Source organism: Diaphorobacter sp. LI3, from assembly GCF_022807955.1.
Classification (GTDB): domain Bacteria; phylum Pseudomonadota; class Gammaproteobacteria; order Burkholderiales; family Burkholderiaceae_C; genus Diaphorobacter; species Diaphorobacter nitroreducens.
Window position 1 is genome coordinate 1,188,926 of sequence record NZ_CP094346.1, and the last position, 22,237, is coordinate 1,211,162.

Annotated in this window: 20 protein-coding genes and 1 pseudogene; 6 read left to right on the plus strand and 15 right to left on the minus strand. The window is 67.6% G+C overall.

What is annotated here, in order from left to right; genetic code table 11:
- Positions 1–6: 6 nt before the first annotated feature.
- Together MRB47_RS05540 and MRB47_RS05545 are read right to left on the minus strand one after the other, a co-directional pair.
- Positions 7–1,188: an acyl-CoA dehydrogenase family protein gene (locus tag MRB47_RS05540; protein WP_252102131.1), complete on the minus strand. Its 1,182-nt coding sequence runs from the start codon at positions 1,186–1,188 to the stop codon at positions 7–9.
- 87 nt (positions 1,189–1,275) lie between these two features.
- Entirely contained in the window at positions 1,276–1,953 is a 678-nt protein-coding gene (locus MRB47_RS05545) for a YceH family protein (RefSeq protein WP_252102132.1), read from the minus strand.
- A gap of 23 nt (positions 1,954–1,976) precedes the next feature.
- Here MRB47_RS05545 and purN point away from each other — a divergent pair, with 23 nt between their 5' ends.
- Entirely contained in the window at positions 1,977–2,561 is a 585-nt protein-coding gene (purN, locus tag MRB47_RS05550; protein ID WP_015914055.1) for a phosphoribosylglycinamide formyltransferase, read from the plus strand.
- A gap of 64 nt (positions 2,562–2,625) precedes the next feature.
- Here purN and MRB47_RS05555 read toward each other — a convergent pair whose 3' ends face one another.
- On the minus strand, positions 2,626–3,183 hold the full coding sequence (locus MRB47_RS05555; RefSeq protein WP_252102133.1) for a hypothetical protein: 558 nt from the start codon (positions 3,181–3,183) through the stop codon (positions 2,626–2,628).
- Between the two features lie 206 nt (positions 3,184–3,389).
- Positions 3,390–3,638: a DUF1653 domain-containing protein gene (locus MRB47_RS05560; protein ID WP_041836404.1), complete on the minus strand. Its 249-nt coding sequence runs from the start codon at positions 3,636–3,638 to the stop codon at positions 3,390–3,392.
- A 50-nt stretch (positions 3,639–3,688) separates the two neighbouring features.
- Between MRB47_RS05560 and MRB47_RS05565 the strand changes: the two genes are divergently transcribed.
- The 3 genes from MRB47_RS05565 to MRB47_RS05575 all read left to right on the plus strand — a co-directional run bounded on the left by MRB47_RS05565 (position 3,689) and on the right by MRB47_RS05575 (position 8,225).
- Positions 3,689–5,560 carry a M48 family metallopeptidase gene (locus MRB47_RS05565; protein WP_252102134.1) on the plus strand — a complete coding sequence of 624 codons (1,872 nt, stop codon included), beginning with the start codon at positions 3,689–3,691 and terminating at the stop codon, positions 5,558–5,560.
- Between the two features lie 43 nt (positions 5,561–5,603).
- A complete protein-coding gene (locus MRB47_RS05570) occupies positions 5,604–6,881 on the plus strand; it encodes an RsmB/NOP family class I SAM-dependent RNA methyltransferase (RefSeq protein ID WP_011806497.1) in 1,278 nt (425 codons plus the stop codon).
- Positions 6,882–7,013: 132 nt separating this feature from the next.
- Complete coding sequence (locus tag MRB47_RS05575) at positions 7,014–8,225, plus strand: fatty acid desaturase (protein ID WP_252102135.1); 1,212 nt, start codon at positions 7,014–7,016, stop codon at positions 8,223–8,225.
- Positions 8,226–8,360: 135 nt separating this feature from the next.
- Here MRB47_RS05575 and rpmG read toward each other — a convergent pair whose 3' ends face one another.
- From rpmG to trxB, 3 genes are all read right to left on the minus strand, one after another.
- A complete protein-coding gene (gene rpmG / locus MRB47_RS05580) occupies positions 8,361–8,531 on the minus strand; it encodes a 50S ribosomal protein L33 (protein ID WP_011806495.1) in 171 nt (56 codons plus the stop codon).
- Positions 8,532–8,551: 20 nt separating this feature from the next.
- A complete protein-coding gene (gene rpmB, locus MRB47_RS05585) occupies positions 8,552–8,785 on the minus strand; it encodes a 50S ribosomal protein L28 (protein WP_003058229.1) in 234 nt (77 codons plus the stop codon).
- 233 nt (positions 8,786–9,018) lie between these two features.
- Complete coding sequence (trxB, locus tag MRB47_RS05590) at positions 9,019–9,972, minus strand: thioredoxin-disulfide reductase (RefSeq protein ID WP_252102136.1); 954 nt, start codon at positions 9,970–9,972, stop codon at positions 9,019–9,021.
- A 292-nt stretch (positions 9,973–10,264) separates the two neighbouring features.
- On the opposite strand from trxB, the gene MRB47_RS05595 reads away from it, so the two are divergent.
- Together MRB47_RS05595 and lolA are read left to right on the plus strand one after the other, a co-directional pair.
- Positions 10,265–12,595, plus strand: a complete 2,331-nt coding sequence (locus MRB47_RS05595; protein WP_252102137.1) for a DNA translocase FtsK — start codon at positions 10,265–10,267, stop codon at positions 12,593–12,595.
- Positions 12,596–12,606: 11 nt separating this feature from the next.
- Positions 12,607–13,239, plus strand: coding sequence for an outer membrane lipoprotein chaperone LolA (lolA, locus tag MRB47_RS05600; RefSeq protein WP_252102138.1), 633 nt, complete (start codon positions 12,607–12,609; stop codon positions 13,237–13,239).
- On the opposite strand, the gene MRB47_RS19945 is transcribed toward lolA, so the two are convergent.
- The 8 genes and pseudogenes from MRB47_RS19945 to MRB47_RS05635 form a co-directional block, all read right to left on the minus strand.
- Positions 13,229–14,284, minus strand: a complete 1,056-nt coding sequence (locus tag MRB47_RS19945) for a CDP-6-deoxy-delta-3,4-glucoseen reductase (RefSeq protein WP_411275749.1) — start codon at positions 14,282–14,284, stop codon at positions 13,229–13,231. The genes lolA and MRB47_RS19945 overlap by 11 nt on opposite strands.
- A gap of 273 nt (positions 14,285–14,557) precedes the next feature.
- Positions 14,558–15,181, minus strand: a pseudogene (locus MRB47_RS19950) (cytochrome b N-terminal domain-containing protein); the annotation flags it as partial.
- A 12-nt stretch (positions 15,182–15,193) separates the two neighbouring features.
- Complete coding sequence (locus tag MRB47_RS05610; RefSeq protein ID WP_252102140.1) at positions 15,194–16,633, minus strand: cbb3-type cytochrome c oxidase subunit I; 1,440 nt, start codon at positions 16,631–16,633, stop codon at positions 15,194–15,196.
- Positions 16,630–17,133, minus strand: a complete 504-nt coding sequence (locus MRB47_RS05615) for a carboxypeptidase-like regulatory domain-containing protein (RefSeq protein WP_252102141.1) — start codon at positions 17,131–17,133, stop codon at positions 16,630–16,632. Before MRB47_RS05615 ends, MRB47_RS05610 begins: the two co-directional genes overlap by 4 nt.
- A complete protein-coding gene (locus MRB47_RS05620) occupies positions 17,130–18,713 on the minus strand; it encodes a cytochrome b N-terminal domain-containing protein (RefSeq protein ID WP_252102142.1) in 1,584 nt (527 codons plus the stop codon). The genes MRB47_RS05615 and MRB47_RS05620 overlap by 4 nt, the downstream gene beginning before the upstream one ends.
- Positions 18,714–18,730: 17 nt before the next feature.
- On the minus strand, positions 18,731–19,597 hold the full coding sequence (locus MRB47_RS05625) for an SCO family protein (protein ID WP_252102143.1): 867 nt from the start codon (positions 19,595–19,597) through the stop codon (positions 18,731–18,733).
- Between the two features lie 15 nt (positions 19,598–19,612).
- Positions 19,613–20,512, minus strand: a complete 900-nt coding sequence (cyoE, locus tag MRB47_RS05630; protein WP_252102590.1) for a heme o synthase — start codon at positions 20,510–20,512, stop codon at positions 19,613–19,615.
- Between the two features lie 17 nt (positions 20,513–20,529).
- Positions 20,530–22,224: a cbb3-type cytochrome c oxidase subunit I gene (locus tag MRB47_RS05635; protein ID WP_252102144.1), complete on the minus strand. Its 1,695-nt coding sequence runs from the start codon at positions 22,222–22,224 to the stop codon at positions 20,530–20,532.
- Between the last annotated feature and the right edge of the window lie 13 nt (positions 22,225–22,237).

Sequence of the window (22,237 nt, forward strand, 5' to 3'; positions counted from 1 at the left end):
GTCTCCTTAACCCAGCACGGTCTGAGCGACGATATTGCGTTGCACTTCATTGCTGCCGCCGTAGATGGTGGTCTTGCGCAGGTTGAAGTAGGTGGAGGCGAGCGGGGCGTTGGCGGCCACGCCGCCAGGGAAGTCGCCCTGCCAGCCGGCTTCCATGGCTTCCTCGATGAAGGGCAGGGCGAACGGGCCGGCGGCCAGCATCATCAGCTCTGCATAGCGCTGCTGGATCTCGCTGCCGCGGATCTTCAGCAGGCCGGCGATGTCCAGCGGGTTCTTGCCGCTCTTTTCCATCGACAGCACGCGCAGCACCAGCATCTCCAGCGCGACGATGTCCACCTCCAGCAGCGCGATGTGGTCGCGAAAGCGCATGTCGTCCCACACGCCTTCGGCCTTGGCGATGCGCTTCAAGCGCTCCAGCTCGCGCTTGGCGCGGTTCACGTCGGCGATGTTGGTGCGCTCATGGCTGAGCAGGTGCTTGGCGTAGGTCCAGCCCTTGTTCTCCTCGCCGATGAGCTGGTCGGCAGGCACCTCGACGTTGTCGAAGAACACCTCGTTGACCTCGCACTCGCCGTCCAGCAGCTTGATGGGCCGTACGGTGACGCCGGGCGACTTCATGTCCAGCAGCAGGAAGCTGATGCCCGTCTGCGGCTTGCCCTCCGTGCTGGTGCGCACCAGGTTGAACATCCAGTCGCCGTACTGGCCGAGCGTGGTCCAGGTCTTCTGGCCGTTGACGATGTACTTGTCGCCCACGCGCTCGGCGCGGGTCTTGAGGCTGGCCAGGTCCGAGCCCGAGCCCGGCTCGCTGTAGCCCTGGCTCCACCACACCTCGCCGCTGGCGATGCCGGGCAGGAAGCGCTGCTGCTGCTCCTTGCTGCCAAAGGCCATGATCACGGGCGCCACCATCACCGGTCCGAAGGGCACGATGCGCGGCGCGCCGGCGAGGGCGCATTCCTCTTCGAACAAGTGCTTTTGCACGGCATTCCAGCCGGGTCCGCCGAACTCCCGGGGCCAGCCGTAGCCCAGCCAGCCCTTGGCGCCGAGGATCTTGGCCCAGCGCTGCATGTCGTCCTTGGTCAGGCGCAGGGCGTTGTGCACCTTGTGTGCGATGTCCTGGGGCAGGTGGGTGCGCACCCAGGCGCGAATTTCCTCGCGGAATGCCTGCTCTTCGGGGGTGAATGCAAGGTCCATGTGCTGTCTCCTGTGAAGCCGCCGTTGTAGCACGGGCGTGCTTTTCAGCCCTGTCCGAACCGTGACAGGGGCGGGGTCTTGACGAGGTCAGTGCTCGGCCACGCCCAGTTGCTCGCACAGGCGCTGCACGGTGGCGCGCAGCGCGGCCACCTCATCCTCCAGGGCCTGTACGCGCTGGGCCAGTGCGCCGTCTTCCTCGCTGCGTGACGCGGGCGATGCGCTGGCCATCTGGGCGAGGCTGGCATCCACAGGGCCGCACAGCAGGTGGGCCCAGCGCGGCTCGCGCGCGCCCGGCGCGCGCGGCAGCAGCGTGACCAGCGGCCCGCCCTTGTCATCGGAGCGCGACTGCAGCTCGTCCAGGAAAGCCTCGACTGAGGAGATATCGGCAAACCGGTGCCAGCGTTCGGCATTGATGCGCAGCTCGCCCGCGGTTTGCGGGCCGCGCAGCATCAGCAGGCCCAGCAGCGCGGCGGACTGGTCGGGCACGCCCAAGCCGCGGGTGAAGTTGTGCTCCCAGCGCGCCACGCGCGCGCCGCCGATCTCCAGCACCAGCGTCTGCTGGCGCAGATCATCCAGCGCCTGCTGCACCTCGCTCTCGGTGAGTTGCATGACCGGATCGCGGCTGCTCTTTTGGTTGCAGCCGGCCAGCAGGCTGTTGAGGGTGAGGGGATAGCTGTCGGGCACGGTGCGGGACTTTTCCAGCAGCGTGGCAAGCACGCGCGCTTGCGGCGCGGTCAGGGGGCGGGTGCGGGCGTCAAAGGGCATGGGCAGGGGATAATTTCCGGCAAATGAAGAACATCGTGATTTTGATCTCCGGCGGCGGCTCCAACATGGCGGCCATCGTGCGCACCGCGCAGCAGCAGGACTGGGCGGGCCGCCACGGCATCCGTGTGGCCGCGGTGCTGAGCAACAAGGCCGATGCCAAGGGCCTGGCGCTGGCGCGCGAACAGGGCATTGCCACCCAGGTGCTGGACCACAAGGCCTATCCCTCGCGCGAGGCGTTCGACACCGCGCTGGCCCAGGCCATCGACGCTTACGAGCCGTCCCTGGTGGTGCTTGCCGGCTTTATGCGCATTCTCACCCCCGGGTTCGTGGACCACTTCGCGGGCCGGCTGGTCAACATCCACCCCTCGCTGCTGCCGGCCTTCACGGGCCTGCACACGCACCAGCGCGCCATCGACGCCGGATGCAGGTTCGCCGGCTGCACGGTGCACGAGGTCACGGCAGAACTGGACGTGGGCCCCATCCTGGACCAGGCGGTGGTGCCCGTGTTGCCGGGTGACACGGCCGACGCGCTGGCCGCCCGCGTGCTCACGCAGGAACACCTGATCTACCCACGCGCCGTACTGGCGCATTTGCTCGCGAATCGATAGCTGTTAGCGCTGATGGGGTGTGCGCTGGAGCATGATTTGCTTGCAATCTGCCCGGGAGGCACGCTCACAGCGTGCGCGCCACCTGCGCGCCGCCGCCATCCTGCAGCAACGCGCGCGCCTGCCGTGTCTGCGCGGTGTCGGTCGGGTGCACCACCACCGCCCAGCGGCCCTGCTCCAGGGCTTCACGCACCTCGGCGATCAGCCCCACGTGGTCGGGGCGCATGGTGACGAGACCGCCGGCCAACAGGCCGAAGGTGGTGCAAAAGCCCACCACGGCGATGAAGGCCAGCAGTGGGCTGCTGACGATCAGCGGGGTGCCCGAGCGCAGCAGCCACGCGTAGAGCAGCAGGCCGAGCACGCCGCCCGCGAAACCGGTCACCACGTGAGCGCGGATCATCGTGCGGAAGATGCCACGCTGCTCCGGCTCCAGCGTGCGGCCGAAGTGCTCGGCATGGTCTTCCCGCGCATCCTCCGGCCCCAGCATGCGCACCTGGCCGGGCGCCATACCGGGCAGGCTTTGCAGCCGCGCCACCATCGCCTGCGCGTCGGCCCGGTCGTTGAACACGGCGGCCACCTTGGTCAGCGACCGCTCGCCAAACATTCCCTGCAGCAGATAGTCCATGAAAGGCTCCTTTCCGCGGCGCGCAAGACTCGCCTGCGCACGCCGCCGCTTGTCGTCCTGACTACACCGTAGTGCCCGCCTTTGGGCACCGGCGTAGGACAAGGGAGGGCAGGGGTGCCGGGCCGCGCGCAGCCAGTAGGCGGTATTTGCTATTGAAAGAGGAGCTGCTACCGCTTGATGGACAAGCGCAAGGGCCGTATTTGGCTTCAATCCTCGGGTGTGCCCGCGCACGCGGCGAAGCGCGGCTGCTCGCGGCCATCGACCACCACCGTCCCGTTGAACATGGCGGCCGGGCGCACCCACAGGCCCTGCTCGCCGTACAGCGCGCGGTACAGGGTCATGGGCTCCAGCGTCTCGCTGTGGCGTACCGTGCCGAGCACCTCGTACAGCCCGCCCTTGTAGTGGCGGTAGCGGCCGGGGGGTGTGCAAACCAGGGGTGGCAGTTCATCGTTCATGGATAGCATTCGCGGTAGAAAAAATACGCATCACAACGGGAGGGCGGTTGATGGAGAAGGCGGACTTCATACACATGGTGCGCATGAGCGAGATGGCCAGCGCCGACGACAGCCGTGCCTACCGCCGCGGCGTGGCCGCCTTTGCGGCGCTGGGCTACGCCTGGGTGCTGGGCTGCCTGGCGCTGGCCGTGGGCATGCTGGTGTGGGTGGTGCCCCAACTCCTCCACGGCAAGTTCCGCTTCGCCTGGGTATGGATTGTGATGGCCGCGTGCGGCCTGTTATGGCTGAGCCTGCGTGCGCTGTGGGTGCCGCGCAGCCCGCCCCAGGGCGTACAGATCACCGCGCGTGAGGCGCCGGCACTGTTCGATGCGCTGGAGCGCATCCGCCGCAAGATCAAGGGGCCGCCCATCCACGAGGTGTATCTGGACGACGACTTCAACGCCAGCATCCGCCAGGAGGCACGCTGGGGCATGCTGGGCGGTGCGCGCAATCAGCTCACGCTCGGTCTGCCGCTGCTCATGGCGCTGGACAAAAAGCGCCTGCTGGCGGTGCTGGCCCACGAATACGGCCACCTGCGTGGCGACCACGGGCGCTTTGCGGCCTGGATCTACCGCACCCGCCTGAGCTGGCACCGCCTGCACGAGGGCATGCAGGACGATGCCGGCCCCATGGCCGTGGCCACGCGGGCGTTCCTGGACTGGTACTGGCCGCGCTTTGCCGCCAAGACCTTCGCTCTGGCCCGCCAGGACGAATACGAGGCCGACCGCATCGCCGCGCGCCTGCTGGGCCAGGATGAGGTGGCCGCCGCGCTCACCGAGGTCGAGATCAAGGGCGCCTGGCTGGGCGAGCAGTTCTGGCGCCAGCACTGGCAGGGCGCGCTGTCCCAACCGCTGCCCGCCGGGCCCTACGGCGCCCTGCAGCGCCTGCTGGCACTGCCGCCGGAGCCGGCCTTCGCCCAGATGGCGCTGCGCGAAGCGGTACGGCGCCTGAGCGGCGTGGATGACACCCATCCCGTGCTGCGCGACCGGGTGGAGGCGCTCACGGGTGGGCGCCCCACGCTGCCGCCGTGGTCGCAGCGCGGGGCGCTGTCGCTGCTGGGGGCGCAGGCGCGCGGCTGGCTGGCGCACTTCGATGACCAGTGGTGCAAGGCCAACGCCACGGTGTGGAAGCAGCACCACGCCCGCCTGCAGCGGGCGCAGGAGCGCGTGCGCACCCTGCAGTCCACCCAGGCCGGCAACAGCGCCACCGAGACCGTGGAGTTGGCGCGGTTGATGCGCCGGCTGGACCCGCAGGCCGCCGTGCAGCCGCTGTACGAGCGCGTGCTGGCGCGCGAACCTGCCCATGTGGGTGCGCTGCTCGGGCTGGCCGACAGCCTGGCGCCACAGGACGTGGCAGGGCGCCTGCGCTGCTGTGAGGCGTTGTGGGACGGCAGTCCCACCCATCGCTGGGGTGCGGCCCGGGGCGCGGTGCAGGCGCTGGAGCAGCGTGCCGAGGCCGGTGGGGACTATGACGCCGAGGCCCTCAAGCGCTGGCGCGAGCGCGTGCGCCAGGCGGAGGAGGTGGAGGATGCCGCCCTGGAGGAGCTGTACGACACGCCCTTCTTCCAGCGCGTGACGCGCCACGATCTGAGCGCGTTCGAGCTCGGCGAGTTGCAGGCCGAGCTGGCCCTGCACCGCGCGGTGGCGCGCGCCTGGCTGGTGTGCAAGCAACTGCGCGCCATGCCCCAGCGGCGCACCTACCTGCTGTTCGTGCAATTGCGCGGTCTGGATGCGCAGGCGCGCTTTGCCCTGTGCCGCCGTCTGGAGAGCGAGCTGGAACTGCCGGGACAGGTGCTGGTGCTCGCGGCCGGTGACGCGGCGGCGCTGGAGGACATCGAGCGCCAGGCGTTCGAACCTGTGCACGCCGGGCCCGGAGGGGCTTGAGGCGGCGGCGGATGATGCGGGCGCGAGATGGGACAATCACGCCATGCATCCCAAAGCCCTTGTGGACGCCTGCGCGGAACTCGTCAGGCTGGTCCTTACTTTTGAACACCCGGCCGACGCCGTGGTCTCGCGCTACTTCCGGGAGCACCGCGGCCTGGGCCCGCGCGAGCGCGCCACGCTGGCCGAAACCGTCTACAACGTCCTGCGCAAGAAGCTGCTGTTCGAGCAGCTGGCGCGCTCGGGCGCGGGCCCCAAGGAACGGCGCCTGGCCATCCTGGGCTTTCACGGCCCGCGCGACTTCGTCAAGAGCGCACTGACCGAACAGGAAAAGTCCTGGCTGGACCAGTGCGACGCCGTGCGTCCTGAAGACCTGCTGGCGCCGCACCGCCACAACCTGCCCGAGTGGCTGGTGGCGCCGCTCAAGCAGCAGCTGGGCGAGAGCGGCTTCTGGGCCCTGGCCGACAGCCTGGCGCAGCCTGCGCCATTGGACCTGCGCGTCAATGCCTTGAAGGAAAAACGCGACCAAGTGCAGAAGGAGCTTGCGCAAGCAGCTATCAAATCGGTAGTGACACCTTACTCTCCCTGGGGACTGCGCATCGCCGGCAAGCCTGCGCTCACCAAGCTGGACGCGTTCACGCGCGGCGCTATCGAGGTGCAGGACGAGGGCTCGCAGTTGCTCGCGCTGCTGCTGGACGCCAAGCGTGGCGAGATGGTGGTGGACTTCTGCGCCGGTGCCGGCGGCAAGACGCTGGCCATCGGCGCGGCCATGCGCAGCACGGGGCGGCTGTACGCCTTCGACGTGTCGGCCCATCGGCTGGAGGCGCTCAAGCCCCGCCTGGCGCGCTCGGGCCTGTCCAACGTGCACCCCGCGGCCATCGCCCACGAGCGCGACGAGCGCGTCAAACGCCTGGCCGGCAAGATTGACCGCGTGCTGGTGGACGCCCCCTGTTCGGGCCTGGGCACGCTGCGCCGCAACCCCGACCTGAAGTGGCGCCAATCGCCCGAGGCGCTGCGGGAGCTGGCCGGCAAGCAGACCGCCATCCTGGAAAGCGCGGCGCGCCTGGTCAAACCTGGCGGGCGGCTGGTCTATGCCACGTGCAGCGTGCTGCCGCAGGAAAACGAGGCCATTGCCGAAGCCTTCGGCGCGGCGCATGCCGATTTCGAGCCGCAGGACGCCGGCGCGCTGCTCACGCAGCTGAAGGTGCCCGATGCCGCACGCCTGTGCCATGGCGGCGCCAGCGGCACTGGATATCTGCGGCTGTGGCCTCATCTGCACCAGACGGACGGTTTCTTCGCTGCCGTCTGGACCCGCCGCGCGTAACTTTCCTACGCGCTGGCACGCAACGCGAAGCCATCCTGGCGGCCGGGCATGTTCCGGTCCGCGGAGACGGCGCCCGACAATGTGGAACGTCGCCGGCTGCGCGGCGGTATTGGATAGTGGATCGAGGTTTGTATGTTGTTTGATAGCGCCGCGTGGAATACCGCGCTCGACTGGCTGGCGCATGGCGCGTGGGACCTGGCCTGGTGGCAGATCGTGCTCTACACCCTGGCCACCACCCACATCACGATCGCGGCGGTGACGATCTTCCTGCACCGCTCGCAGGCGCACCGTGCGCTGGACCTGGGGCCCGTGCCTGCGCATTTCTTTCGCTTCTGGTTGTGGCTGGGCACGGGCATGGTCACCAAGGAATGGGTGGCCATCCACCGCAAGCACCACGCCAAGTGCGAGACGCCCGATGACCCCCACAGCCCGCAGACGCGCGGCCTGCGCACCGTGATGTGGCGCGGGGCCGAGCTGTACCGTGCCGAGGCGGCCAACGCCGAGACGCTGAAGAAGTTCGGCCATGGCACGCCGGACGACTGGATGGAACGCAACGTCTACAGCCGCTTCACCTGGCAGGGCGTGGGGCTGATGCTGGTCATCAACCTGGTGCTGTTCGGCGCCGTGGGCGCCGCCGTGTGGGCCGTGCAGATGGCGTGGATCCCGTTCTGGGCCGCGGGCGTGGTCAACGGCGTGGGCCACTATTGGGGTTACCGCAACTTCGAGGCGCAGGACGCCTCCACCAACCTCGTGCCCTGGGGCCTTGTGATCGGCGGTGAAGAACTGCACAACAACCACCACACCTATCCGACGGCCGCGAAGTTCTCGGTCAAGCCGTATGAGTTCGACGTGGGGTGGCTCTACATCAGCGCGCTGCAGCGCCTGGGCTGGGCCAAGGTCAAGAAGGTGCCGCCCAAGCTGCGCCTGGGCGCCGTGAAGCCGGTGGCCGACGAAAAGACGCTGGAGGCGCTCATCGCCAACCGCTACGAGGTCATGGCTGGCTATGCACGCGGCGTGCGCCAGGCCTGCAAGGACGAGATCGCCGCGCTCAAGGCGCGCAAGGCCGATGTGTCGGCCCTCAAGCGCGCCAAGCGCTGGCTGCACCGCGACGCCGAGAAGGTCCCTGCCCAGGCCCAGCCGACGCTGGCCGAAGTGCGCGCGGCGCACCCCGTACTCGACAAGATGGTCACCATGCGCGAGGAGCTGCGCCAGCTCTGGCTCAACACCTCGCAGTCGCGCGACCAGCTGACGGCAGACCTGCAGGCCTGGTGCCAGCGGGCCGAGGCCAGCGGCATCGCGGCGCTCAAGGAGTTCTCGCTGAAGCTGCGCGCGGCCCACGCCTGAGCGACACGGCGGCTGGCTTTCACCGCAGTACCGCGGCGACCCGAAAGGGTGCCGCGGTTTTTTATGCCCACGCCGGACATGAAAAAAGCCGCCGGGCGCAACGCCGGGCGGCTTTTTGACAGGAGCCGGGCCGAATTACTTCAGCTTGGCTTCCTTGTACTCGACGTGCTTGCGAGCCTTGGGGTCGAACTTGATGATCGACATCTTCTCAGGCATCGTCTTCTTGTTCTTGGTGGTGGTGTAGAAGTGACCGGTTTCGGCCGTGGACACCAGCTTGATCTTTTCGCGTCCGCCTTTGGAAGCCATGGTTGTTCTCCTTGAGGAAATTAGGCTTGGCCACGGGCACGCATGTCTGCGAGCACGGAGTCGATACCGTTCTTGTCGATCAGGCGCAGAGCGGCGCTGGACACGCGCAGGCGCACCCAACGGTTCTCGCTTTCCACCCAGAAACGGCGGTACTGCAGGTTGGGCAGGAAACGGCGCTTGGTCTTGTTGTTGGCGTGGGAGACGTTGTTTCCCACCATGGGCTTCTTGCCCGTTACTTCACATACGCGTGCCATCAGGACACTCCGATAGTTGCAACGGCTGCCGGCGCTGAAGTCCCGCGAGAGCAGGAGCGTGCCGGTCAGCCTCACCTCGCCAGTTTGAACGGGTGGCGGTAACCCGGTCGCCGCAGCCTTTGCGCTGCAATTTGCAGGCGCAGGATTTGGCAAAGCCGCGCATTATAGCCCGAATATCAAAAAACCCCTGCATGCCGAAACCTGCAGGAGCCGAATGCGCGGGGCTTAGTGCGTTATTCCTGCTGTTCCAGGAAGCGCTGCGCGTCCAGCGCGGCCATGCAGCCCGTGCCGGCGCTAGTGATGGCCTGGCGGTACACATGGTCCTGCACGTCGCCGGCGGCGAACACGCCCGGCACGCTGGTTTGCGTGGCAAAGCCCTTGAGGCCGCCCTGGGTCACGATGTAGCCGTTTTCCATCGCCAGCTGGCCCTGGAAGATGTCGGTGTTGGGCGCATGGCCGATGGCAATGAAGCAGCCTTGCAGCGCGATGTCCTCGGTGTGGCCGTCGTCGGTGTGCTTGAGGCGGATGCCGGTCACGCCGGTGGCGTCGCCCAGCACCTCGTCCAGCGTGAAGAAGGTCTTGAGCTCGATCTTGCCGGCCGCCACCTTCTCCATGAGCTTGTCGATCAGGATGGGCTCGGCGCGGAACTTGTCGCGGCGGTGTACCAGCGTCACCTTGCGGGCGATGTTGGACAGGTACAGCGCTTCCTCTACGGCGGTGTTGCCGCCGCCGACCACGCACACGTCCTGTTCGCGATAGAAGAAGCCGTCGCAGGTGGCGCAGGCGGACACGCCCTTGCCCATGAAGGCTTCCTCGGAGGGCAGGCCCAGGTACTTGGCCGATGCACCCGTGGCGATGATGAGCGAGTCGCAGGTGTAGGTGCCGCTGTCGCCCGTAAGGGTGAAGGGGCGCTTGGACAGGTCCACCTGGCTGATGTGGTCGAACACGATCTGCGTTTTGAAGCGCTCGGCATGTTCCTGGAAGCGCTGCATCAGCTCGGGGCCTTGCACGCCGTTCACGTCGGCGGGCCAGTTGTCCACCTCGGTCGTGGTCATGAGTTGGCCGCCCTGGGCCAGGCCCGTGATGAGCACGGGGTTGAGGTTGGCACGGGCGGCATACACCGCAGCGGTGTAGCCCGCCGGGCCGGAGCCGAGGATCATGACTTTGGCGTGTTGGGTAGTGGACATGGCTGAAAAGTAAGGTTTTGTTATGCCGGGCGACCGGCGTGCCCCGTAAGAACCTGGGGCCGGGCCCCCCAGTATCAACCGGTCCGCGCGGGCGCCTGCGGTCGGGTTTTCAATCGCGGCCATTGTAAGAAGCCATGAATAACACGGCCGGGGCGGGCGTATCGGCCTTTGCGCTGGCGCAGCGCAGTGACAAAAAGGCGCGCAGCCGGCAGGCCTGGGGCGGGCTGCCGCACGCAGCGCACGGCACACAGACGCGTCGTCGGCATGGGGTAAGCTTGCGCGCTCTTATCCCATGACGTACTCCCTCAACACCCTGAACGCTTCTTCCTCCAGCAAGTCGGCGCCACGCACCGGCGCGGCGCGCTTCGGCCATGAGATCGGCCTGGTGCTGGGCCTGCTGGGCCTGGTGTTCTGGCTGCTGGCCCTCGTGAGCTATTCCGCGCAGGATGCGGCCTGGTCCACATCGGGTGCGGGCAATGGACAGCCGCTGTCCAATTGGGTGGGCAGGCTCGGGGCGTGGCTCGCCGACGGCAGCTACTTCGTGCTGGGCTTTTCCGTCTGGTGGTGCGTCGCCGCGGGCGTGCGCGCCTGGTTTGCGTCGCTGGCGCGCTGGATGCGCGGCGATGGCGCCGCAGGCCACGCGCCGTGGCAGCGCCGCGGCGTATTCTGGGGCGGCCTGGCGCTGCTGCTGTGCGCCAGCACGGCACTGGAATGGTCGCGGCTGTACCGGTTCGAAGCCCTGCTGCCCGGCCATGCGGGCGGCATGCTGGGCTATATGACGGGGCCGCTGGCCGTGCGCTGGCTCGGGTTCACGGGCTCGGGCCTGGCCGGCGTGGTGGTGGTCGTGCTGGGCGCGGCGCTGGTGTTCCGTTTCTCCTGGGGGCATCTGGCCGAGCGCCTGGGCGGGCGCATCGATGCGCTGGTGCAGCGCGGCCGGGCGCGGCGCGAGAAGGCCAAGGACGTGGCCGTGGGACGGCGCGCCGCGCGCGAGCGCGAGGAAGTGGTGCAGGAAGAGCGCCACGAGATTGAGGTGCAGCACCCGCAGCCTGTCACCATCATCGAGCCCGTGCTGTCCGATGTGGTGCAGAGCACCCGCGTGGTGAAGGAGCGCCAGAAACCCCTGTTCAGCGAGATGCCCGACAGCAACCTGCCGCAGGTGGACCTGCTGGACGCCGCGCAGGCGCGCCAGGAGACGGTGTCGCCCGAGACGCTGGAGATGACCAGCCGCCTGATCGAGAAGAAGCTCAAGGACTTCGGCGTGGACGTCACCGTGGTGGCCGCCATGCCCGGCCCGGTGATCACGCGCTACGAGATCGAGCCCGCCACGGGCGTCAAGGGCTCGCAGATCGTGAACCTGGCCAAGGACCTGGCGCGTTCGCTGTCGCTGGTGTCCATCCGCGTGATCGAGACCATTCCTGGCAAGAACTTCATGGCGCTGGAACTGCCCAACGCCAAACGCCAGACCATCCGCCTGTCGGAGATCCTGGGCTCGCAGGTCTACCACGACGCCAAGAGCCTGCTGACCATGGGCCTGGGCAAGGACATCGTGGGCGCGCCCGTGGTGGCGGACCTGGCCAAGATGCCGCACGTGCTGGTGGCGGGCACGACGGGCTCGGGTAAGTCGGTGGGGATCAACGCCATGATCCTCTCGCTGCTCTACAAGGCCGAGGCGCGCGACGTGCGCCTGCTGATGATCGACCCCAAGATGCTGGAAATGTCGGTCTACGAGGGCATTCCGCACCTGCTCGCGCCGGTGGTCACCGACATGAAGCAGGCCGCCCACGGGCTGAACTGGTGCGTGGCCGAAATGGAGCGCCGCTACAAGCTCATGAGCAAGCTGGGCGTGCGCAACCTCGCGGGCTACAACACGAAAATAGATGACGCCAAGGCGCGCGAGGAGCACATCCCCAACCCCTTCAGCCTCACACCGGAGAGCCCGGAGCCGCTGGAGCGACTGCCGCACATCGTGGTGGTGATCGACGAGCTGGCCGACCTGATGATGGTCGTGGGCAAGAAGATCGAGGAGCTGATCGCGCGCCTGGCGCAGAAGGCGCGCGCCGCCGGCATCCATTTGATACTGGCCACGCAGCGCCCCAGCGTGGACGTGATCACCGGCCTGATCAAGGCCAACATTCCCACGCGCATCGCGTTTTCCGTGGGCAGCAAGATCGACAGCCGCACCATCCTGGACCAGATGGGTGCCGAGGCCCTGCTGGGCATGGGCGACATGCTCTACATGGCCAGCGGCACGGGCCTGCCGATCCGCGTGCACGGCGCCTTCGTCAGCGACGACGAGGTGCATCGCGTGGTCAGCTACCTGAAGGAACAAGGCGAGCCCGATTACATCGAAGGAGTGCTGGAGGGCGGCAGCATAGACGGCGAGGACAGCGGCTTCGGCATGGAGGGCGGTGACGGCGACGGCGAGAAGGACCCCATGTACGACCAGGCCGTGGAGGTGGTGCTGAAAGACCGCAAGGCCAGCATCTCCTACGTGCAGCGCAAGCTGCGCATTGGCTACAACCGCTCGGCGCGGCTGCTCGAAGACATGGAAAAGGCGGGGCTGGTGAGCGGGCTCACGACCAGCGGCCAGCGCGAAGTCCTGGTGCCTGCACGCAGCGAGTAGGAGGCGTGACTGTGAAACAAGCGATTACTGCAATTTTGATAGCTGCTAGCGCCCAGTGGGCAAGCGCAGATGGCCTGAACAGCCTCGAAGAATTCATGAAGACCGCGCACAGCGGTCGCGCCGACTTCACGCAGACCGTGACCGCGCCACCGAAGGACGGCCAGGTGCAGCGGCCCAAGCAGTCCAGCGGCAGCTTCGAGTTCCAGCGCCCGGGGCGCTTCAAATTCGTCTACAAGAAGCCCTTCGAGCAGACCATCGTTGCCGACGGGCACACGCTGTGGCTCTACGACGTGGACCTGAACCAGGTCACCCAGCGCGCCCAGGCCCAGGCCCTGGGCAGCACGCCCGCGGCGCTGCTGGCCGCGGCGCCCGACCTGGCGGCGCTGCGCGCCGACTACCAGCTTGAGGCCGCGCCCGAGCAGGACGGCCTGCAATGGGTGCTGGCCACGCCGAAGGCCAGGGACGGCCAGCTCAAGAGCGTGCGCGTGGGCTTCGAGGGCGACCGGTTGGCCGCCCTGGACATCCTGGACGGCTTCGGCCAGCGCTCGCTGATCCGCTTCACGGGCATGCAGCTCAATCCGGCCCTGCCTGCGGGAACCTTCCAGTTCAAGCCGCCCGCCGGAGCGGACGTGCTCAAGCAGTAGCGGCTTCGGCGCCCGGCGATGATGGCTGCTGGGCTGCGGCTGGCGCGGCCATCACGAAGGCGTCGGAAAAACAGAAGCTCTCATCGAGCCCGTGGGCGATGAACGTGGGCACCGCTGTCTCCACCATGCGCACCGAGCCGCACAGGTAGACCTCGTTGCCGCTGAGGCTGGGGAAGTCGGCCAGCATGGCCTCGTGCACCAGGCCGGTGCGGCCGCTCCAGCCGTCCTCGGGCGTGGGTTCGGACACCACGGGCACCACGGTGAAGTTGCTGTGCTCGCTTTGCCATTCTTCGGCCTGCGCCAGCATGTACAGATCCTGCGGCCGGCGCACGCCCCAGTACAGGCGCATCGGGCGCTGCACACCGCGCGCAAACGCGTCTTCGACGATGCTCTTGATGGGTGCAAACCCTGTGGCACCGGCGATGAACAGGATCGGGTGGTCGCTCTCGCGCAGCGTGAACTGGCCTAGAGGGCCTTCAAAGCGCACGTTGTCGCCCAGCTTCATGGCCTCGAAGACATGGGTGGTCCAGCGTCCGCCGGGCATCAGGCGCACATGCAGCTCGATCTGGTCGCTGGCACCCGGGCGGTTGGCGAACGAGAAGGCGCGGCGCTGGCCGTCGTCCAGCAGGATGTTGATGTACTGGCCGGCGGCGAACTGCAGGCGCTGGCCCGCCGGCAGCTGCAGCATCACGCGCATCACGTCGGGCGACAGGCGTTCCAGCTGCGCCACGGTGGCGTGGAATACCTCCATGGCCTGGGCTGCCGCCCCGGTAAAGCCGGCAACGTCGATGGCCATGTCCGCCTGCGGCACGGCGCAGCACATCAGCGCCTTGCCGCGTTCCTTGTCGGCATCGGGCAGTGCGCTGCGCTGGTAGGGGCGATGCTCGAACTGGCCTTGCTCGATGGAGCACACGCACAGCCCGCAAGCGCCGTTGCGGCATTCATAGGGCAGGGCCAGGCCCTGGCGCAGGCCGGCGTCGAGTATGGTTTCGCCGTCGCGCACGGCGATGTTGCTCAGTGCACCCTGTTCGCCATGTATCTGCACGCGGTGCTGGCGCTTTTCGCCGCGCTTGAACCGCGGCGGCCACCAGGGCTGCAGGGCGATGATGACGGAGATGCCCACCACCAGGCCCCACACGCGGCCCAGCGGCCATTCGCTCAGCAGCGGGAACACGGCCATGTAGAACCAGTCCATCTCTATGCGGGTGGCCGTCTGGGCCAGGTCGGTCTGCCCGCCCTGGCTGTGCACGGGGGCGATGAGCGACAGCACCACCAGGGTCGCCAGCAGCCCGATGACGATGGGGCGCGGCGGCGTGGTGCGCGCCTTGGGCACGCGCTGCACATGGATCCACATCACCATCAGCACCACCAGCGGCACGCCCAGGTGCATGAAGGACAGCAGCGTGAAAAAACGCGCGCCGACATGCTCGGAGTAAAGGAAGTTGCGCATCAGGCTACCGTTGAAGATGGGTAGCCAGTCCAGCCATTCAAAGCTGGTGACGGTGATGTATTGCGCCAGCTGATCCCAGGGCAGCATGTAGCCGTTGATGCCTGCGGCATACACCATCCAGATCAGCATCACCCCGGTCATCCAGGAGAACCAGCGGAAGCCGTGGTACAGGTTGAAGGCAAAGTAGCGCAGCATGTGCAGCACCATGGTCAGCACCATGGCGTCGGAGGCATAGCGGTGCACGCTGCGCAGGATGCCGCCCAGCCACCATTGCCTGGTGGTCAGGGCAATCACCGAGGAATAGGCCTCGGCCACGCCGGTCTCGAAGAAGATGTACAGGTACAGGCCGCTGGCACCGATCACCCAGAACAGGAAGAAGGTGATGGCCCCCAGGTGATAGAAGGGGTTGATGCGGTCACCGAAGGCGGCATTGAACAGCCCTTCGACGCGCAAGAACAGCCACTGCAGCAGGTCTTGGAGTTTCTTGATCATGGCTTGTTCTCCTCAATTGGACAGCGCCTGCGGCTGGCGCATGGCGCGCAGCACGACGACGACAAACAGCAGTCCGCCAATGATGGCGATCAGCCCGCCCAGGCCCATCAGGCCCATGCCGGCCACTTCTGCCGTGCTGCGCAGCACCTGGTCGGTGCCCGCCACCTTGCGTTGCACGCCGTAGCCTCCAGACCACACCAGGCCGATGATGTGCATCAGCTGGCCCATGCCGTACAGCCACGGCTGCAGCGTGGCCAGGCGCCCCTGCGGCGCCTGATAGCCCAGGGCCGGCAGGATGCGGTACACCGCGCCCATGAGCGCCAGCGTCACGCCCACGATGCTGCCGTGGTAGTGCGCCGGAATGCGCACGTTGCTGCCGTGGATGAAGATGCCGATCACCCCGCCGGCGGCAAACAACAGCACCGAGGACAGTAGCGCCGCGCGCAGCGGGCGCAGGCCGGCGTCGCCCTGCAGGCGCACGGCCAGCACGCCCACCACGGCCGCCAGGGCCACCGGCACGATGGCCGGCCCGCCGCCCAGGCGCATGGCCCAGGTCAGCAGGTTGCGGTGTTCCACCGACGCCACGTCATGCGCCACATAGGCGACGGGCGTGACGAACACGCCCGCCAGCGCCAGCAGCAGCAGCGCCAGCGTGATGCGCGGGCTGAGCATGATGCGTGCGCCGCAGGCGTTGGCCAGCCACAGCCAGGCGACGAGCATGAGCAGCGTCCAGGTGAACTGCAGCGCATGGCCGCCGCCCCAGAACAGGATTTCGTAGTAGGCCTTGCCGTGCAGGCTGGTGGGCAGCACCAGCCACGACCAGGTAAAGCACAGCAGCGCCACGGCGGTGGCCACGCCGGCGGCGTTCAGGCCAAAGCCCAGCGCGCCGCGGCCGTCAAGCTGCCGCCCCATGCCGGGCGCGGCCAGCAGGCTGCGCAGCACCAGCAGCGTGGCGCCCAGGCCAAACACCACCAGGCCGGTGAGGAACAGCGAGGACTGCAGCACCGGGATGTAGTTGGCCATGATGGGCTCGCCCGGGTTCAGGAACGGCGCCAGGGCCATGGCCAATGTGCCGCCGCCCGTGACCCACAGCGCCAGCCAGCCCAGGCCCATGGCCCGCGCCTTGCCATGCAGGCTCCACAGCAGGCCGGCCATGGCGACAAACCACACCAGCACCGACAGGTCCACATGCAGCACCAGGGCGACGTGGAAGAAGTTGCCGGAGGGCAGCCATTGGTTCACATACGGCGTGCGCGAGGCGACGAGCAGGATGGAAAACAGGCCCGAGCCGATCAGGGCCGCCAGGCCCAGCCAAAGCCAGCCGCGTGCCAGCGGCAGGCGGGTATCGCCGGGCAGGCTGAGCGCATAGTCGGCAGTGGACGCTGCGGCCACCGTGCCGGCGGCTGGCGGCGCCGCCGGTCGGCCGGAAAAAGGGGGGGCGTGGGAGCTCATTGGAGGACGATGCCTCCCTTGTCGGTGCTGTAGTCGATCACCAGCACCTGCGCGGGTTTGAGGGTGACGGTCTCCTGCACCTGCGAGGTGAAGCCTTCGGCCTTCTGGTCGTCCTTGAAGCGCACGGCGATCTGGTGCTGGCCGGCGGGCACGTTCAGGCGCTGGTACAGGGTGGAGGCTCCGTCGCGCGACAGGCCGGAAGGTGGCGAGATGCGTTCCAGCACCGTCTTGCCGTCGATATCCACCGCTATGGACACGGGCGAGCGCTCGCGTTCGCATTTTTCCGTCTTGCGCATGTTGGGCGGCATCTTGGCCTGCTCCTCGGCCGTGTAGGGGCGGCATTCGGCAATGCGCGCGCCGTGGTGTATGAAGCTGACCTTGATCTGCGCCATATCGTCGGGCAGCGGGTGGTATACCGGCCAGCGCGAAAACACGCCCAGCACGACGGCAAAGCCGCCGTACAGCAGCGCCTGGCCGGTCCAGTTGAGTGCGCGGTTCATGGATGACTCTCCTCAGAAACAGGTTGTGCGGCGGTGTGGCTGCGCTGGCGCAGGGCGTCCAGCGCCGCTGCCAGGGCTGGCTCGTCGCCACTGTCGGTCCAGGCCATTTGCCAGCCATCTGGCGCTACAGAGCCGCGCAGGCGGGGTTCTCTCTGGCCCGTCAGGCGCTGCGCCGTCCAGCGCTGGCCCAGGCGGAATTCGCAGCCGCCTTCGCGGCAGCCGTTGATGAGCACGCCATCGGCGCCGTGGCGCAGGGCGTATTCGACGAATGAGGGAGGCAGGGCGCCGGCGCATACCAGCTGGAAATGCAGCACGTCCGGCTCCTGCGGCGGCGAGTGCAGGCCCTGGGCGCAGCCAAAGATTACAAAGCGCCGCGGGCCGGGCATGGCGTCCAGGCCTTGCGCGAGCCGTGCGCGCAGCTCATCCACCGGCCATTGCGGCATGTCTATGCCGGTCACCAATTGGCCGGTCTTGCGAAACGGCGTGGAAGAAGGGCAGGCGCCGGCGCAGATGCCGCAGCTGGCGCACAGGTCGGGGTTCACCTGCGCCAGGCGCATGCCGGCCTTGCCGTTGCTGTGCGGCACCATGGTGATGGCGGAGTAGGGGCAGTCGTCAAAGCAGCGCGAGCAACCGCTGCAATGCTCTGGGTAGACCAGCGCCACGGCTTCGCGCGCGCGGCTGGGCCACAGGGGCGGCAGTGCCAGCAGCACAAAGGCCAGGGCCAGCAGCGCCCAGACGGTGGTGGGGGAGGTGGCATCCACCAGCGGGTGGATGAACAGCAGCCACCAGTCCAGCGCCAGGGCCGCGGGCTGGCTGCGCAGATCTGCCGGGCCCTGACTGTGCACGGGCAGCAGCAGGGCCAGCAGCAACAGGCTGGCAAAGGTACCCCAGGCCAGCACGCGCGGCGGAAACACCTTGGCCAGCGCAACGCGCTGAATGTGGAACCACAGTCCGAACACCATCAGCAGCGGCATGCCGATGTGGATGAAGATGAACAGGGTGAAGAGCCGGTCGCTCAGGTTCACGTCGCCCAGGAAGTTGCGCGCCAGCGAGGCGCCCAGAATCGGCAGGGCGTCGAGCCAGTCGGCGGTGGATACCACCGAATACTGGCCCAGGCGATCCCAGTTGAGCCAGAAACCGCCCACGGCGCTGACAAAGGCCAGGCCCACCAGGGGCACGCCCGTCCACCAGATCGCCTTGCGCCAGTGCCGGTAGCGGCCCAGCAGCCATTCGCGGACGATGTGCAGGCCCATGACGACGACGAACGCGTCGGCCCCGTAGCGGTGCACGCCGCGCAGCGCCGTGCCCAGCATCCATGGCACGTCGGCCAGTGCGGCGATGGACCGGTAGGCGCCGGCGGCCGAGGTGTCGAGCACGATGTAGAGCACGCTGCCGCTGGCCACCAGCAGCCACAGCAGCATGAAGCCCAAGGCGCCCAGGTGCTTGAGCGGGTTGGCGCCCGCGCCAAAGGCTGCGTCAAAGCCATGCTCCAGCGCACGGTAGGCGCTGGCTAGGCGGGGCAGGGGCGGCGGGGCGGTGGCGGGGCCCAGGGAGGGCCGGGCTGGACCTGGCAAGGACATGGGACTGGCGTTGCGCATCAGGCGTTGCGCATCCCCTTGCTGCGCGCCAGCTTGCGGCTTGAGCGCCACTCATTGACGAAAAAGATCATCATCAGCACGAAAAACGTCACGCCGCCGGCGATCTGTATGGGCAGCGTGTAGTCCACCTTGTAGGCCCCGGTCTTGGGGTCGAACACCGTGCACAGGATGCGCACCCGATCCACCAGATGCCCGATCAGCTCGTTGGACTGCACGGGCTGGCCCGCCAGCAGCATCTTCAAGGGCTCGCCGAGCTCGGCGGGTGCCACGCCCTCGCCGTACACCTGGCGCACGATGCGTCCATCGGCGTCCACGATGGAGACCTGCAGCACATGGTCGAAACCCGCCGGGGAGGACTGGTAGACAAAGCCGAAATCGCGCGCCAGGTCGGGCACGATGGCCGCCGGCGGGCTCAGGAATTCCCAGTTCGGCTGGCGTATGCCGTATTGCGTGGCAAAGGCCTTCAGGGCCTGGGGCGAATCGGCTGGCTGGTTGAAGCCGATGCTGACCACGTTGAACTGGTTCGGCCCGACGCTTTTTTGCAGGCCCTCCACGGCTTCCTGCAGCGAGCGCGTGGTGGTGGGGCAGACCTGGAAGCAGCCGGTGTAGATGAAGCTCACCAGCAGCGGCTTGCCGCGGTAGGACGCGAGGGAGGTGGGCACGCCCTCGCGGTTCAGCAAGATATGCTCACCCACCTTGCGGCCGATGGCGGCCTGGCTGGTGCGCAGCGCTGCTTCGCGATCCAGCCCCAGATCGGTGGTGTCGGTGGTATCGGGTGAGGCGGCCATGGCCGGCAGCACCAGCATCAGCCCCATGGTGCACGAGGCAACCAGGCGGTGTATGCGAAGCAGCTGCAGGCAGGCCATGGCGCGGCTCCCGCTTCAGCGCATCAGCGCGTCAATGCTGGCGGCCAGCAGCAGCAGGCTCAGCTGCACCAGGGATGCGAAAAACGAACCCATGGCCGTGGCGCGCCCGGGCTTGCGCGCCAGCTGCCAGGACTTGCGCACGAAGTGCAGGCCGCCCACCAGGGCGCCCGCGCCATACACCCAGCCCGCGCCGAAGGCCAGCGGGGCCAGTGAGGCGAGGAACAGGGCGATGGTACTCAGCAGTACGGTGCGGGCGGCACGTTCGGGCCCCACCACTACGGGCAGCATGGGCACGCCCGCCTGGGCATAGTCGGCGCTGTTGGCGATGGCCAGGCTCCAGAAATGCGGCGGCGTCCACAGGAACAGCACCAGGGCCAGCAGCCAGGGCAGGGGACCCAGGCCGGGGTCGACGGCGGCGGCGCCGGCGAGCACGGCAAAGCTGCCGGCCAGGCCCCCGATGACGATGTTCATGGCCGTGCGGCGCTTGAGCCACAGGGTGTAGACCACCCCGTAGAAAAATGCGCCCAGGAACACATGCAGGGCCGCCACGGCATTGAGCACCAGCCAGGCCGATGTCACCGCCACCGCCAGCAGCACGGCCATCAAGACCAGCCAGCCAGGGTGGTGGGGCAGGGCGCCGGTGGCGAAGGCGCGCCGGCTGGTGCGCCGCATCAGCCGGTCGCTTTCGTACTCCACATACTGGTTGAACGCTCCTGCACTGGCCGACGCCATGAGCACGGACAGCGCCAGCACCAGCGCCTGCACGAAGCTGGGCGCGGGCCCTGGCGTCACGGCCATACCAACGAGGGCGGTGATCATGATCAGCACGCCGATGCGCAGCTTGAACAGCGAGATGACGTCGCGCGCCGTCTGCGCCGTGCTGCGCCCTGCGGGCTTGAGCGTTGTGGTGTGCATCACGCAAAGGCTCCGGATCAGCTCAGGCCCCACAGCTGGCCCAGGTACTTCCAGTTCACGAAGTAGTACAGCACAAAGGTCAAGAGGAAGAGCATGGCCAGCACGAAGGTGCCGGGCGCCACGAAACCAGCCGAACCGTAGGTCTGTGCGGCCGCCGTCGGGGCCGCGCGCGCCACGGGGGTGAACTTCGGGCTGGGCGCGCCGGCGTCGAGCTTCTTGCCCCACAGCAGCGAGCCGACGGTGACGTAGACGTAGATCACGCCGCCGGCGATGGCGGACACGCCGGCCACGCCCACCAGGCCCATCATCAGGTACGCTGCACCAGGCCATTCGTAGGCCAGGGCATTGCCGCTAAAGGCCATGTCCCAGTGGCGGCGCGACACACCCAGGGTACCCGCGCCCATCATGACCAGGCAGAAGAAGTACATCGAAAAGCCGAACAGATAGGGCTGCAGCCTGGCCAGGCCGGGGGAGATCATCTCGCGCTTGAACAGCGACGGGATCAGGAAGTAGGTCAGGGCCATGAAAGTCAGCGTGGTGCCGACCACCACGGTGGCGTGGAAGTGGCCGGGCACGTAGATGGTGTTGTGGATCAGCAGGTTCAGCTGTTCGGTGCCCATCATCACGCCGGTGGTGCCGCCCAGGAAGCCGAAGCCCACCAGGGCGATGAACACGCCGGAGAAGGTGGGGTTGCTCCAGGGCGCCTTGCGCAGCCACTCGAACAAGCCCTTGTTGTAGCCACGCGCGCGCTGCGCCACTTCCATGGCGCCGGGGATCGACAGGGCGTGGATCATGGAGCCGAGAACGGCAAAGTACATGAAGTAGCTGGTGTTGACCACCTTCCACTCGGTGCTGACGCCGGGGTCGGCGAGGATGTGGTGGGCGCTGGCCAGCTGCAGGAACAGGATGTACAGCAGGAAGGCGCCGCGGCTCACGCGCTCGGACATGGGCTTGGCGCCCAAGGCGATGGCCGCCACGGCATACCAGATCGAGATGTGGGCGGCCACGTTGATCTGCTGCGAGGAGTGGCCGAAGGCCCACCAGACGACGCGGTAGATCAGCGGATCGACGCTCTTGAGCAGGCCTATGGACACGAGGAAGGTGGGCACCAGGATGAAGGCGCCCGACAGGATGGTGAACACGGCGATGATGGCGGCCGTCATGGCGCCGAAGGTCACCAGCGGAATGGAGCCCTCATAGGTCTTGTCGCGCCGGGCCACGACCAGCGTGCCGAAGAACACGAAGCAGGCGATCAGTGCGCCCACGGCGAACAGGATCAGGCTCAGGTAGAACGCCCAGTGCGCCATCATCGGCACATAGGAGGTCATCATCACGCTGGACTCGCCCTGGAACACCACGATGTTGTTCCACACCGCGCCAATGAGCATCAGCGCAAAGGCCACCCAGGCTATTTTGGGCGTGGCTATGCGGCAGCGCAGCAGCGTGGAGGAGGCAAAGTAGAGCACGGCGACCTCGAAGAAGATGATCCAGAAGATCAGCATGTCGATGCCGTGGGCGGTGAGCACCATGTAGAAGGTGTCGGCCGGCAGCCAGTGCACGGCGGGCCAGCGGGTCAGCACCACGCCAATGGCCAGCAGGCCGCCCACGAGCAGGGCGACCACGGCCATGAAGGCGTTGGCGATCATGAGCTTCTCGGCCTGGGCCTCGAATTGCAGGCCCGTGCGCGGGCAGGTACGGTAGGTGGTAGTCATGGGATGTGCCTCC

What these genes read in the sequence shown, in the direction of transcription:
- MRB47_RS05625 (WP_252102143.1), bottom strand. Translation starts at nt 19,597, where the DNA reads ATGGCCTGCCTGCAGCTGCTTCGCATACACCGCCTGGTTGCCTCGTGC.
- MRB47_RS05570 (WP_011806497.1), top strand. Translation starts at nt 5,604, where the DNA reads ATGCATCCCAAAGCCCTTGTGGACGCCTGCGCGGAACTCGTCAGGCTG.
- cyoE (WP_252102590.1), bottom strand. Translation starts at nt 20,512, where the DNA reads ATGCACACCACAACGCTCAAGCCCGCAGGGCGCAGCACGGCGCAGACG.
- MRB47_RS05555 (WP_252102133.1), bottom strand. Translation starts at nt 3,183, where the DNA reads ATGGACTATCTGCTGCAGGGAATGTTTGGCGAGCGGTCGCTGACCAAG.
- rpmB (WP_003058229.1), bottom strand. Translation starts at nt 8,785, where the DNA reads ATGGCACGCGTATGTGAAGTAACGGGCAAGAAGCCCATGGTGGGAAAC.
- MRB47_RS05595 (WP_252102137.1), top strand. Translation starts at nt 10,265, where the DNA reads ATGACGTACTCCCTCAACACCCTGAACGCTTCTTCCTCCAGCAAGTCG.
- MRB47_RS05545 (WP_252102132.1), bottom strand. Translation starts at nt 1,953, where the DNA reads ATGCCCTTTGACGCCCGCACCCGCCCCCTGACCGCGCCGCAAGCGCGC.
- MRB47_RS05560 (WP_041836404.1), bottom strand. Translation starts at nt 3,638, where the DNA reads ATGAACGATGAACTGCCACCCCTGGTTTGCACACCCCCCGGCCGCTAC.
- MRB47_RS05575 (WP_252102135.1), top strand. Translation starts at nt 7,014, where the DNA reads ATGTTGTTTGATAGCGCCGCGTGGAATACCGCGCTCGACTGGCTGGCG.
- purN (WP_015914055.1), top strand. Translation starts at nt 1,977, where the DNA reads ATGAAGAACATCGTGATTTTGATCTCCGGCGGCGGCTCCAACATGGCG.
- MRB47_RS05620 (WP_252102142.1), bottom strand. Translation starts at nt 18,713, where the DNA reads ATGTCCTTGCCAGGTCCAGCCCGGCCCTCCCTGGGCCCCGCCACCGCC.
- MRB47_RS05635 (WP_252102144.1), bottom strand. Translation starts at nt 22,224, where the DNA reads ATGACTACCACCTACCGTACCTGCCCGCGCACGGGCCTGCAATTCGAG.
- MRB47_RS05615 (WP_252102141.1), bottom strand. Translation starts at nt 17,133, where the DNA reads ATGAACCGCGCACTCAACTGGACCGGCCAGGCGCTGCTGTACGGCGGC.
- MRB47_RS05540 (WP_252102131.1), bottom strand. Translation starts at nt 1,188, where the DNA reads ATGGACCTTGCATTCACCCCCGAAGAGCAGGCATTCCGCGAGGAAATT.
- MRB47_RS05565 (WP_252102134.1), top strand. Translation starts at nt 3,689, where the DNA reads ATGGAGAAGGCGGACTTCATACACATGGTGCGCATGAGCGAGATGGCC.
- trxB (WP_252102136.1), bottom strand. Translation starts at nt 9,972, where the DNA reads ATGTCCACTACCCAACACGCCAAAGTCATGATCCTCGGCTCCGGCCCG.
- rpmG (WP_011806495.1), bottom strand. Translation starts at nt 8,531, where the DNA reads ATGGCTTCCAAAGGCGGACGCGAAAAGATCAAGCTGGTGTCCACGGCC.
- MRB47_RS05610 (WP_252102140.1), bottom strand. Translation starts at nt 16,633, where the DNA reads ATGAGCTCCCACGCCCCCCCTTTTTCCGGCCGACCGGCGGCGCCGCCA.